Genomic DNA, 13,586 nt, shown 5'->3' on the forward strand with positions numbered 1-13,586 from the left:
TACAATTTTGCCCAAATCTCAGTGAAATTTGGTGAATTTGCCGCAGCACCCAGGCAAGTAGCTTATGTAAGCGTTCGCGAGAGGCCTGCAAACGCTTACCTAAGCCCGCTATTTTTTAATCAGCTGGTACACCCCTCCTTTTTCGGTGTCAAACTCTAATAGAAATCCGTTCTTATCCGGTTTTGAACTAAGCTGGGCACCTTCTACGGCCAGTGCAACCGCAGAGCGTACCACGCATTTCTCCCCGTTCAACGATTCGACAGCTACCTTGGCAGGCAGGCCATCCGCCCATTGGATCCCTATTTCAAAACCTCCCCGGGCCCTGAGTCCCCGGACCGACCCCGCCGCCCATTGGGATGGCAGTGCGGGTAGCAAATCGATGATATACTTGTCGGGAGCGTAGGTTTCCATACTCTGCAAAAGCGTTTCCGTCATCCCCGATACCGCCCCGAAGTTCCCGTCGATCTGAAACGGCGGGTGCGCATCGAACAGGTTGGGGTATGTACCGCCAGCCCCTGCCATGATAGTCCTGGTTTGCCCGGTGTATCTGAGCTGATTGGATAGTAGCGTGTGCACCTGGTTTCCATCCCTTAAGCGCGCCCAAAAGTTTTCTTTCCATGCGATCGACCAGCCGGTTCCGTCGTTTCCACGAAGTTGCAGAGATTTCTTTGCCGCCGCCGCGAGTTCCGGCGTCCCTAGTGCGGTAATCTGATGGCCAGGGTGCAATGCGAACAAATGGGAAACGTGCCTGTGCTCGGGATCATCCGAATTCATATCCCAGTCCTTGCCCCACTCCATTAACTGACCGTTTCGGCCGATCTGAAGCTTTCGGATTTTATCCCTTGCCGCAGCCACCTTTGTGCCAAAATCAGCATCGGCGCCCAGCACTTGCGTTGCATGAGCGATATTATCAAACAAATCCCAGATAATGGATCGCTCCATCGTATTCCCTTCCGAAACGCTTCCTTTCTGACCGTCATCGGTTTTGAAAGTATTTTCCGGAGACGTGGATGGGGAGGTGATCAGGTTGCCGTTTTCGTCCTCGATCATGGTCGCCAGGTAAAATTCGGCGGCACCTTTCAGGGTTGGATAGATGCTTTGAAGGTACTGCTTATCCCTTGTAAAGGCATAGTGCTCCCAAAGATGCTGGCATGCCCACCCGCTGCCTCCCGCAAAAACGCCCCAGGGAAGCCAGGCCCCGGGACTGGTCCAGCCCCAGCCGTTTGTGGTATAGCCATAATACCAGCCCGGTGTCTCGGGGCCAAAATAGGTTTTCGCCGTTTTGGCACCAGCGGCTTGCAGGCTTTGTGTCTGCCTGAGCATCGGCAAATGCAGTTCCGAAAGATTCGACTGCTCTGCCGGCCAATAATTCATCTGGTAGTTAATGTTGGATTTATAATCGCACAGCCAGGGAAGCGATAGCCCGTCGCCCCAGATTCCCTGCGAATTGGACGGTAACAGATTGTCGGGGCGACTGGAAGAAATCAGAAGGTACCGTCCATAATGGTAGAAAAGCGACGCAAACGACGGGTCTTTTTTGCCGTCGCCGTATTGCATGAGTCGCTCGTCGGTCGGGAGGGCAGCGGCATCCGAATTACCCAAATCGAGCCTCACCCTGTTGAAATATTGCTGATAATCGGCGATGTGACGTCCCAGCAGTTCCTGATACGACTTGCCGGAAACAACCGCCATTTGCCGCGATACGCGGGCATGCGGGTCTTCGCCTCTGTACGCTTTGGCAGGATCCAGTATATAAGAAGTTCCGGCTGTCAGATACAGCATAACCTGGTCGGCGCCTTTGATCGCCAGTTCATTACCGGTCGCCTTCACCGATCCGCCGGTCAGGGCCACCTTGATCTGTACCTCGTAATCCAGCGTTTTGCCCGTGTTGCCTTTCATGACGAGCATATTTGAACCTTGTGCTACTGTAACCGAATTTTCCAGTCGCGTGAGGTCCAATGTAAAAGAGACACCACCTTTTACGGAGCTTTTTATTAAACTGACAATTGCCTGATCGGCTGCGCTGCTGAATGTTTCCCTGCTAAAAAGTGTCTCTCCAATCTTAAAGGATACGCCCGAAATAGCTCTGCCGATATCGAGCCACCTTTTGTATTGCGTAGCCGCGCCTTTGGGCAGTTCGAATTGCAGCGATAGATCACCCAAAGTCTGGTAGGAAGCAGTGTAGGGCGCCGGAGAGGTCATGTACGCATCGGTCAGTTTCTCTGCCAGCATATAATTTTGGTCACGGATTGCCTTCCTTACCTCCGGCAAATGCTTGTAAGCATCCGGTCTGTCCGCATCGGGCTGAGGGCTCCCTGACCAAACGGTAATATCGTTCAATTGGAGGCGTTCCCTGTCCGGGCCGCCAAAGATCATCGCGCCCAGCCTTCCGTTGCCGATGGGTAACGCCGTTTCCCACTGATTTGCCGGATTACGGTACCAGAGTATATCGGAGGTATCACCGAACCGCTCGACACCCGTAACTTTCCGCAACTTCACGAGTTTTTGTCCTCCACGCATCGCGCTTGCATATTCACTCTGGCTTTCAGCGTCAAAACGCCATTCCAGAATCGGCTGAGTTGGCCTTCTGCTGGCAAGCACCTGCTGTTTGCTAAGGTATTGCCCATATACCGCGACCTGCCGAATCCTGCCCGCGAAATTGTTTCTCCCATCGGAATCGGACCCGATCCGCAAGGGAAAATTGGTACGCGTCATCGGCAAAAGAGGCGTCCTGGTTGAAGCCGCTGCTTCATTTTCATTCATATAGAGCTTAAACTGGCCCTTCGATTTGCTGAACGTGCCAACCAGCCTGACCCACTGATTAAGCGGAATGCTATGCTGGCTTGAAAGATGTTCCTGGCCGGCTACCATCCACAGCTTGTTGTCCTTGCCAATTCCAAGGACAAAACCGCCGGATCCGTTGTTGGATTGAAACTTATCGATAATCCGGGCCCCCTCATGCTGTTTTACAGGCAGATACACGGTCGCTTCCAAAGTAATCTCATCGGTCAGATCCAATGCCGGCGAGTGCCTTGCCTGCCAAATTCCGCTCTCTGCGGAAAACATTACTCCTTCGGAGTGATTGTGCTGCGCATGGAGGGCATTGCAACAACAGACAATCAGGAAAATTCCGATCACAATACTTTTAAAGACTTTCATAGATAGTTTAAAAAAATTAGACAATGCAAAGAAATACAGATTTACGTAAAGGGACTCTCGTATATCAGCCAAGTAGTAAGCTTTCTTATCAGTAAGGTAAACCTCCGAAGGTTTGCCATAGCTAATTTCCCTCCAAGCGCCCACTGTAACTATCCTTGATTTGCCGGCTATATTTGCTATACATTTTGAGGGCTACATCGCCGCTTTTGCCCTTCGGGATGATCGGGAAGTCCTTCTGCGTTTTTACCCACTCCCATTCCCATTGTGCGATCGATTCTTCGAAACCTTTAAAATCGGGTTCCCTGCCTTTGTCCATCGCCCCGCTCACCATAGCAAAGAACTTTTCCCACCGTACCTTGTAAAAATCATTCAGCAGACCACTCCACTGGCGGTTGGAGTATTCATGCAGCGGGCTCTTCGCGTCGCCCCAGAGTGTGATCAGGTCGCGGGCATTTTGCTCATACAGGGCCTTTTCGGCGTCGTTGGTGCCCCATTTCCGGGCTGAGGCGATCCATGGCCCGAGCATAAAATCTTTTTGAGTCGCCAGCAGTTCGTCCATATCGGAGATCAGTCCGAGGAATGCCCGGCTGTGTTTTGCAAATGCAGCCCGGTCGCCCCCACGGTATGCGGTTACCCATCTTTTTTGTAGAACCAATGCATAGTTTGCCAGTACCTGCCGCGAGATGTCTGTAAGGTCGTACAGGAACCCATCCGTAACGGGGCCTTGGCGTGCGGCATTCATGAACAGGTCCCAGGCGGGCAGCAGTTCCTGCGGGGCGTAGTTCAGCCGGGTACGCGTCCACACCGTCGACGAATCCAGTGTGGGGCGGCCTGTAACGATCGATTCGGCGCCATCGCGGATGTCTTTGCCGTTGTAAGCCGTGCGTCTGAGCACTTGCCAGGCCTTTTCCAGATCGGGGTCGGCCTTCCCGTAGCGGTTGCGCGCGTAAAGCGGGAGCCATTCGTCGAGCTCGATGGGCGTCGTGCGCCAGGTATGGTCCATGGTCAGCTCATAGATCACCGGATTTTGCTCGATAGCCTCCATGGTAAGTCCGATTCCCTCCATGCGCTTTTTGGCCGGGTCGTTCCAGGCGGCCGCCGGGCCTTGTGCGACGCCGTCGAGCCGACCGAAAAGGTTTACATTACCCCCGAAGTTGTTGAGCATATTCCAAATCCAGGGCTTTCCATAAAATGCGCCCGTGCGCTTCCATACGGGCTCGATCTCGGCGGCAAGGTCCAGCAGAATCATCCTGTCGTCGGGCACGGCGTTCAGCAATGCTTCGATCTGCGGAGCTTTCCAGAACTTGCGGTCGCTGTAAAACAGCCAGCCTTGCATTACCCACACAGCTTCCGGATCGCCCTGTCGCATGCCCTCGTAAATCCGCTCGCTAAGCTTCGACAGATAGGCCGGGTCGTCGGTAGGTGGCTCATTTTCATTAAATGTGTCGGCCGAATACAGGTGATCGGTGCCGTAAAGCTCCTTTTGCTTATCCAGAAAACGCTTGCCCAGTTCGGCAAAAAGCGGATCCTGCGAATCGAGGATGTAGGTATCGCCAAACCCGTTGTTCCAGTTGGTCGCTTTCAGTTGGGCATTGGGATATTTCTTGCGGAAAGCCGCGGGCACATGTCCGGTGAACGCGGGCAGCACAGGCTTCATGCCCAGCTCACGCTCGCGGCGTACGATCTGCTGCTGCAAGGTTTTGTGGCTTTCCATCCAGCTGAGCGGCAGCGGGCCGCCCCAGCCGTCGAGATTACCCATCCAGAACCACCCGAAATAGGCCGGGCCGCTGAAAAAATCTTTGAGATCGTCGTCCGTGAAGCCCATGTCGCGATACACTTGCAACCAGGTATACTCTTCGCCGGTAATAGCCAGGGGCATATTGATGCCATGCAGGGCCATCCAGTCGATCTCCTTCTGCCAACGCTCCCAATCCCACCAGCTCATACTGTAATTAAAGGTGCAATAATTGAGGTTGTAACGGTATTGGTACACGGTTGCTTTGTGTATCCTGGCCGGGACCGTGGGCAGGTTTTCAGGCAATGCAAGGTTGCTGCCATTCCAGGTGATCTGGCAATGGGCATATTCGGTCAGATAGTGGTACAAGGCAGAAGCCACGGCCACACCGCTGGTACCACGGAGGATGATTTTCCCATTGATACTTTCGATTTCAAATTCGTCTTTTCCCGAAGACGAGGTCAATTCCTGCACTTCGAAATGCACGGCATGTGAAGGAATGACCCGTGAAATCAGCGATTTTCCGGAGCTAATAATGGTTTGCGCCTGAATGGCGGTTGCCGTCAGCGACAGGAGCAGACAAAACAAAATAGCCGCTTTCAACCTGCGAAAGCGGAGCGGTGCTTTTGAATGAGTAGCCATATTAAAGGTAAAAAGTCCCCACGCCGGACGGCGCGGGGACAGGGAGTGATCAATAGCCTGGATTTTGAACCAACGCCCGGTTCAGCAGCAATGCAGCATTAGGAATGGGAAAAATTCGCTTATTGACGTCCGAATCCGTTTTAAAGCCCCATTTGCCTTCAAACTTGCCATAGCGGATCATGTCGTTACGGTGCCACATTTCCGAAGCAAATTCCCGAATGCGTTCCTCGTAAATGTTTTCCAGCGTCAGACTGGTGAATGCGGCAGCCTGGCGCGCTGTGCGGACGGAATTTACCAGGGTCAACGCCGTCGCACCGCCAGTGGCGCTGCCTCCGCGCTGGATTGCTTCTGCTTTCATCAGGATCGCGTCGGCTAGGCGGAATATCGGCACGTCGTTGTTCTGGTTGCGGTTCAGCGAACTCGCGTCGGGATGGAACTTGATGTTTCGGTAACCCATGTTCCAGGCGATTTCATCATTTCCGACATCAAACGAGGGCACATCCTGGCGCAGTTTGACCTCCGGCGTAATGTTGATCTGGTAAGTATAGGGAGCCGATGGATCGGCACCTGTGTAGAACTGGTCGTACCCCTTTTTCGTCGTGGTGACGGTAACAGGCGAACCGTCGGCATAAAATTGCAGCCCGGTGAGCCACTCCTTGTTACGGATATCGTTCGCGTCGTTGAAATGCTTGTAAAATTCGGGGAGCGTCGACACGGCAGCGTCGGGGGTGAACGGCATTTTGTACTTCGCAACGAGCCCTCTCGGAATATCATATCGCGAGTGCAGGTTGGTAGCGCGGAAGGGAAAGCTATTCGCAGCCGTGGCATCGAACGGGATCGCGAAGATGAATTCCTTCATTTGCGGACCATTATTAGGATAGAACATCTGCAAATAGGTCGCTGCCGGTTCCAATGCGAATTTTCCCGAATTGATGATTTCGTCACAAGCAGCAATACAGTCGTTGTAACGGTTGGTACCTGTGTATACCTCCGCATTCAGGTACATTTTGGCCAGCAATGCATTGGCCAGATATTTGGTCGGACGCCCGTAAGTAGTCACATCCACCGTGGCACTCAGGTCGGGCAATGCAGCTTTAATTTCACCTTCCAGGAATTGGAACACTTCCGCACGCGGCACATTGGGATGGGCGCTGTAATCGCCGTACTCGGTGATAATGGGAATATTGCCAAAGCTGTCCATCATCCAGAAATAGGCCAGCGCGCGCACCATTTTAAGCTCAGCGAGCATCTGGTTTTTCGGTGCCCCCTCGGGCATGTTCTTGCTGAGAATGGATAGCGACTGGTTGACGGTACCGATGATAGTGCTCAGCCAGGTCCAGTTACCGGTTACGGTGCTGTGGTCTTTGGTCCAGGAGTGGTAATGCAGGTCTTTGAACTCCGCGCCATTGTACCAGTTGCCCCCTTTCGCAGGGAAAATAGCTTCGTCGGTGGTCAGGGTTTGCAAGTGGAAGAACTCAACAGATATATTGCCCCGCAACGCCACATAGGCAGGCCCGGCTGCGCTGACAAACTGCGCGTCCGAGGTTGGGAACACATCCGGGGTAAGCTCGGAAGTTACTGGTACGTCCAGGTCATGGCAGGAAAACAATGACCCCAGGACCATCAGTGAGAAAAAGGATTTGATATATGCGCTTTTCATGATAACTCGGTTTTGAAATCAGAATGATACGTTCACGCCCAGCAGGAATGTCCTGGTTTTGGGATAGAAATTATTATAATCGACACCCGGTGCAATGCCGCCCTGATTGATCTCAGGATCCACGCCCTTGTACTTCGTGATCACGAAAAGGTTATTAACGGAAGTATATACACGCAGGTTTTTAAGCGACGGCCCCAGTTTCTTGAAGTTATAGGCAAGCGTTGCGTTGTCGAACCGCAGGTAACTGCCGCTTTCCACGAACCGTGAGGAGTACAAATACGAGTTCAGGTCGGTCATCGACTCCCCAGCCACCTCCGATAGAATGTTGGTGTATTGCGCAGTATTGGGACGGAATAAGTCCGCGCGGGTCGCGTTAAAGATTTTGTTGCCGAATGCGCCGCGCAGGAAAATATTGAGGTCAAAATTCCGGTAGCGGAAATTGTTGCTCCACCCTGCCAGCAGTTTGGGTTGGGCGTTGCCGAGGTATTTGTAGTCTACACCAATCACCGGCGTGGTCGTCAGGTTGCCATCCCCGCCCACATATTGCGAGAGCCCGGTCGCATTCTTACCGGCATATTGCAGCGAGAAAAACTGTCCCAAGGGCTTGCCCGCTTTCAGAATTTCGAGTGAATGGCTGGATTGTCCCAAGCCTTCCGGATAAGCGAGCAGCACCGAGTCGCCACCTGCGAACAGCGGGTTGGAAAGGCTGGTCACGGTGTTCTTGTTGTGTGCCAGATTCAGGCCGGTGTTCCAGGTGAAATTATGCTTGCTTACAACGCTTGCATTCACGTTCAGCTCGATCCCCTTGTTGTTGATACTCCCGCCATTGGTCGTGATCTTGCCCGTAGGCACCAGGATCGGGTCCACATTATAGGAATAGATCATTCCCGTGGTATTCTTATTATACAATTCCAAAGTTCCGCTGATCTTGCCACCGAGCACGGCAAAGTCGATACCGAGGTTGCTGGTAGCCGTTTTCTCCCATTTCAGGTCGGGGTTGGCAGCCTGGGTAGGCCCGAGCGCCGCCGTAAGCGAGCCCTGGTAATAATAAGTGCCGAGGCTACCCGATAGGAACTGCGTCGTGTAGGCGCCGAAACCGGTGGCATTACCCGTAACGCCGTAGCTGGCGCGGAGTTTCAGTTCTGTGAAAAGCTTCTGCGCGCTCATAAAGTTCTCTTCGGTAATGCGCCAGGCCACACCAGCCGACGGGAAGTACCCCCATTGGTTGTTAGCCCCAAACACCGAACTGCCATCACGCCGTACGGACCCTTGTACGAGGTATTTGTTTTTATAATTGTAGTTGAAACGGGCAAAATCCGAAATCAAACGTGTCTGCTGGTAAATGCCGTCCGGCCCGAAACCGATCTGAAACCCGGAAATCCCATACGGATTGCTCAGCGCAAGGTTATTGTATCCGATGTTGTCCACGGGCAGGTTGCTGGTCGTTACCTGAAAGCCCTCGCCAATAATGTAATCCTGCCACGAGTAGCCCACCACGGCATTGATATTGTGGTCGCCGAAATCGTGGTTCCAGGTCAGGAAGGTTTCGAGGATCTTGCTGGAATTGCGGTAGGAACTTCTATTGGCTTGCCCGTTCGTCCCGAACGACTGCTGGGTATGGTAACCGAGGCCTGGCTCGGGGTTATCATACATATTATTGTAATGGCTTGTAAAATAGCTGTTATAATAGTTGCCGGTCAGCGAAGTCGTGTTCAGGTAGGAAAAATTGAGATCATAAGTCAGCCCGAAAGGCAGTTTAAGCTGCGAAGTAAAGCTTCCGGTCAGGTTGTTGGTTTTCGTCTTCGACTCGCTATTGTTGATCATGGCCACCGGATTGTAGTAATCAGTGTGTTCCGGGTTTTCGAAGTAGCTTCCATCCGCATTCCGGACAGGCGAAACGGGCAGATACACCGCCGATTGCAGTAGCACGGTGTTGCGGAAGGGAATATCTTTCGCGGTACTGTTCGAATTGGTTACGGTCAAACCCAGTTTCAGCTTGTCCTTGAACGCATATTGCTCTACCGCCAGGCGGGCAATCACGCGCTGCAAACCGCTGTTGAGCAGAATTCCCTGCTTATCTACATAGTTCAGGCTTGCGCTATACGTGCTTTTCTCGGTACCGCCGCTGAACGACAGGTTATGGTTCGTAGACACCGCCGTTTTCTTCTGAATGGCCGACTGCCAGTCGGTATCCGCCCCTAGATCGTCCTTGGGAGAAAGACCAACGCCGTTTTTATCCAAAAAGGAACGCAGCTGCGCACCGCTCATCATTTCCAGTTTATTGGATACTTTTTCAATACCCACAAAACCATTATAAGAAATTTTCAGGTCGCCTTTTTTGCCGCGTTTGGTAGTGACCATAATCACACCGTTCGCTGCCCGGTTGCCGTAAATAGCCGTAGCCGCCGCATCCTTAAGTACATCGATGGACGCGATATCGTCCGGTGCGATGGTGGCAATATCGGCTCCTGGCACATTATCGATGACATAAAAAGGCCCCTGCGAGCTATTGATCGTCGAAGCCCCCCGCAACACCACCGCCGCAGGCTTATTGGGGTCGCCACTGGCTGTGATGTTCAGGCCGGCCACCTTGCCTTGCAGCAATTGGCCCACGTCGGTAATGGCCCCTTTATTCAATTCCTCAGATTTGACCGTGCTTACTGCGGAAGTCAGCGTCTTGCGCGACTGCGTACCATACCCGATCACCGCCACCTCACCGAGCGTTGTGTTGCTCTCCGTCAGCGTGACGGTCAGGCTGGTTTGCTTTCCGACGGCCACTTCCTTGGTTGAAAAGCCGATGTAGGAAAATACCAGCACGTCGTCGGTACCTGCATTAATAGCAAAATTGCCGTCCATATCGGTAGTGGTACCCATTTTGGAAGCCTTTACCATCACAGTCACGCCGATCAGCGGCTTGCCGTCCGACCCCAGCACCTGCCCCTTAATCAGTTCAAGGATCTTTGCAGGCAAAGCCGGCGTCGGCAGCTTTTTGGCCTGTAAAACCACGGTCTTGTCTACGATCGCATATTCCAGCGGCTGGTTTACGAAGCACCTGGCCAGCACGTCTTCCAGACTGCTTTCGCGCATGGCGATCGTCACCTTCTCCGACCGTTGAATGAGCTCGGTCTTATACCAGAACGAATACCCGCTTTGCTTCTCAATTTCTTTCAGTACTTTTTCCAGGCGTGCATTCTTTGCGATAATGGTGATCTTCTGCGAGTAGGAGCTTGCGCTTACCTGCATGCAAAAAGCGAGGGTGAAAATAAAGATCAGTTTCATAACCAAAATGACCCTGGCGAGCGGGGAACGGGGATGTTTGCCGAAAGCATACGCTCCCCCCCACCCTTTTTGGATAAAAGAGTTGTGGTTCATACTTTTGTTCGAGAGTTGGTACTAAACAGTAGGACAATTGTTTAAAAATGCCGGGCTCTTTTCAGGGCGGGAGCGGTTGCAACGTTCCCGTTCTTTCTTCAGAGCGTCCCGGCAAGGCATTGCAGGTCGCTATCTCATCATAGGCTCAGTGGGTTTTACGGGGTTACGATAATGGTTTTATCTTCGATCCTGAACTTCACGCCGCTGAGCGCCAGTATTTTCAGGAGTTTTGAAACGTTCGAATTGCGGGGAAGCCTCCCGGAGAAATTCTCTCCGCTGCTGTTGCCCTCATATTTCACTTCTACATCATACCACCGGGCTACCTGCCGCATTACGCTTTCCAGGCTTTCGTTTTCGAACTGAAAGTAGCCGTTCTTCCAGGAAAGCTCCTTCTCCGTATCCACATCATCCATTACCCGCATTGCGCCGGATGCGGCGCTCATCCTCGCCTGCTGGCCGGGGGCCAGGGTTGCAGTGTGTTCCCCGCGCGCCACTTTCACGGCGCCTTCAAGCAGTGTGGTACGCATTACCTTTTCATCCGCATAGGCCATCACGTTGAAATGCGTACCGAGTACAGTGATCTGCGCCTCGTTCACTTTCACGACAAAGGGTTTCTGGGCGTCGTGGGCCACTTCAAAATACCCTTCACCGGTAATCTCCACATTCCGTTGCTTGCCGGTAAATGCGGCCGGAAACCGCAGGCTCGATGCTGCATTCAGCCAGACGCCCGTGCCGTCGGATAAAACAATGTGGTATTGACCGCCCTTGGGAGTGGTAACCATATTGTAAACAGGTTCGGCCCCGGCAGCACCTTCGCTGTAAACCAGCTCCCCTTTCTCAGACTGCGTCACGCTGCTGCCTCCCTGACTGGCCAGCAAACCATTGCCGGCGCTGTCGAGCACCACCGTTGACCCGTCGCCCAATGTCAGCACTGCCTTATTGCCGCCGGGCGGAATGTCTGCCAGCTGGATTTTGAGCCCCTTGTCGCCAGCCACTTCCACTTTCGCCTGGTAGCCCGACCACCAATACAACCCAAAACCGATGAGCAATGCGGCGGCGGCCAATTTGGGCCACAGCCAGGAAATACTTCTGGTGGATTCTGCCTCGTCGACGTCGGCGAATACTGTTTCCCCGGATGGGAAAATATTGGCAAGAATGCGCTCGGATGCCGCTTCGGGCATAGGCTGCCCGGGTTCAAAACGTTGCCAGGCGTCCTCTAATATCGCGGCAATGCGCTCGTCGTCCGGGTTAAGCCGCACCCATTCCGCCAGCTCGCTCTTTTCGGAAGCGGCCAGCGTTCCATCCATCCATTTGCCTATTAAAATTTCTATGCGTTCGTCGTACATAAAATACGCTTAAACCTACCGATGACCTGATTTAATTTGGCATTCTGCGATTCATACCAGCGTAACAGCCAATACTTTTCGACAAATACCAAATGAAAGACAATCGGCGCGGAGGCAGGGACTAGTCCGTCTTGAAAATTTTTAAATTATTTTTTCAAATGGAGCAGGACCGTCACAGCCAGCAGCGAGTCGGCGTGGCGGCGGAGGTGCGTACGGATGGTGGCCAGGGCCTGTACGATGTGGTTTTTGACGGTATTAGGGGATATTTTGAGCAAATCGGCGATCTCATCGTGGCTTTTGCCCTCCTCGCGGCTCAGCTTGTATACCGCTTTCTGCTGGGGGGGTAATGCTTCCACCACCAATTTGAGCACCTGCTCCACTTCACGCGCCGCCAGGCTGTCCTGCGCATTGTTTGCACCTTCGCCGCTCTCGCGGAAGATCTCCGAGACGATCAGCATTTCCCGGGCCGTCCGTTTAAAGTGATTCAATATGTGGTTTTTGGACATCCTGAACAGGTAGGTTCCGAAACTGTCTATCGAAGCAAGCGAGGAATGATCAACCCAAAGTTTCATGAAAACATCCTGCACGACGTCCTCTGCAAGCATTTCGGAATTGGTAAGCCGGAGTGAATAGCCGTATAGCTTGTGCTTATACCGGTGGAACAGTGCAACAAAAGCAGCCTCACTGCCCTGCGACGCAGACAATAAAAGCTCTTTTTCAGTATCAAAACCAGGCCCTTCCACTAACGTGCCGAATAAATATTACAAAAGTGACCGATGGACAATATCTTATTTTAATTTTTTCAACAATAATAATAAAAAATATGGCTTCCCATCCACGAATCCTGAAATTACCGGTTCCAGCGTCTTTTGGTTATATTAGTCAGACGATCCCTCCCATCACGTTTAGAACAACCAACAAATGGGTGGCCGCGGACCGACAGCCAGCCCGTAATAGCATGCATTACTTTACAAATAAAAAGCAAATGAATTTATGAAAGCACTGGTCATTGGAGCCACAGGAGCTACCGGAAAGGATCTCGTGGGTCTGCTGCTGAGCGATCCGGCCTATACAGAAGTTGTGACTTTTGTACGTCGTCCCAGTGGGGTTACTCATCACAAATTAGCCGAGATCCTCACCGATTACGACAAGCTGGAAGAGATATCAGGTCAGATCACCGGAGATGTCTGGTTTTCCTGCCTGGGCACAACGCTCAAAACAGCCGGCTCAAAGGAAGCGCAATACCAGATCGATTATGAGATTCCGGCCAGGTTCGCGGCGATCGCTAAAAAGAACGGTGTTTCCAGATTGGTCCTCTTGTCATCCTATGGTGCTTCGGCGACCAGCAGGGTATTTTATTCGAGAATGAAGGGGCAGCTCGAAGAGCACCTGGCCAGCCTGGCGTTCGACCAATATATTATTTTCCGGCCCGGACTTTTGGTACGGAAGAACACCGACAGGCTCGGCGAACGACTTTCGGCACGGGCATTGAATTTCTTCAATTCGATGGGGCTTATGCGCAAGCTCCGGCCGCTGCCGACCTCGATATTAGCCGAAAAAATGGCCAAAGCTCCCCAGATTTTCCCAGAGGGACTGCACTTTGTCGAATCAGCTAAAATTTGGGAGCTCTGATGCGACACTACCGGGGCTATTCCAAATGCGCTGTTTCAGC

The 13,586-nt window shown here is 52.6% G+C and carries 7 protein-coding genes; 1 reads left to right on the forward strand and 6 read right to left on the reverse strand.

Features of this window, described 5'->3' with window-relative positions:
* Positions 1–108 precede the first annotated feature (108 nt).
* From ACTJJJ_RS06760 to ACTJJJ_RS06785, 6 genes are all read right to left on the reverse strand, one after another.
* On the reverse strand, positions 109–3,159 hold the full coding sequence (locus tag ACTJJJ_RS06760; RefSeq protein WP_426294339.1) for a glycosyl hydrolase family 95 catalytic domain-containing protein: 3,051 nt from the start codon (positions 3,157–3,159) through the stop codon (positions 109–111).
* A 121-nt stretch (positions 3,160–3,280) separates the two neighbouring features.
* Positions 3,281–5,536, reverse strand: a complete 2,256-nt coding sequence (locus ACTJJJ_RS06765; RefSeq protein ID WP_440701681.1) for an alpha-N-acetylglucosaminidase — start codon at positions 5,534–5,536, stop codon at positions 3,281–3,283.
* A gap of 49 nt (positions 5,537–5,585) precedes the next feature.
* Positions 5,586–7,196: a RagB/SusD family nutrient uptake outer membrane protein gene (locus ACTJJJ_RS06770; RefSeq protein ID WP_188929373.1), complete on the reverse strand. Its 1,611-nt coding sequence runs from the start codon at positions 7,194–7,196 to the stop codon at positions 5,586–5,588.
* A gap of 18 nt (positions 7,197–7,214) precedes the next feature.
* Complete coding sequence (locus ACTJJJ_RS06775) at positions 7,215–10,568, reverse strand: TonB-dependent receptor (RefSeq protein WP_229221409.1); 3,354 nt, start codon at positions 10,566–10,568, stop codon at positions 7,215–7,217.
* Between the two features lie 155 nt (positions 10,569–10,723).
* Entirely contained in the window at positions 10,724–11,914 is a 1,191-nt protein-coding gene (locus ACTJJJ_RS06780; protein WP_426294337.1) for a FecR family protein, read from the reverse strand.
* A 146-nt stretch (positions 11,915–12,060) separates the two neighbouring features.
* Positions 12,061–12,618 carry an RNA polymerase sigma factor gene (locus ACTJJJ_RS06785; protein WP_426294336.1) on the reverse strand — a complete coding sequence of 186 codons (558 nt, stop codon included), beginning with the start codon at positions 12,616–12,618 and terminating at the stop codon, positions 12,061–12,063.
* A 289-nt stretch (positions 12,619–12,907) separates the two neighbouring features.
* Here ACTJJJ_RS06785 and ACTJJJ_RS06790 point away from each other — a divergent pair, with 289 nt between their 5' ends.
* Positions 12,908–13,546 carry an NAD(P)H-binding protein gene (locus ACTJJJ_RS06790; RefSeq protein ID WP_188929367.1) on the forward strand — a complete coding sequence of 213 codons (639 nt, stop codon included), beginning with the start codon at positions 12,908–12,910 and terminating at the stop codon, positions 13,544–13,546.
* Positions 13,547–13,586 lie beyond the last annotated feature (40 nt).

Origin of the sequence: Dyadobacter sp. 22481 (assembly GCF_052044875.1) — a bacterium.
GTDB lineage: Bacteria > Bacteroidota > Bacteroidia > Cytophagales > Spirosomataceae > Dyadobacter > Dyadobacter endophyticus.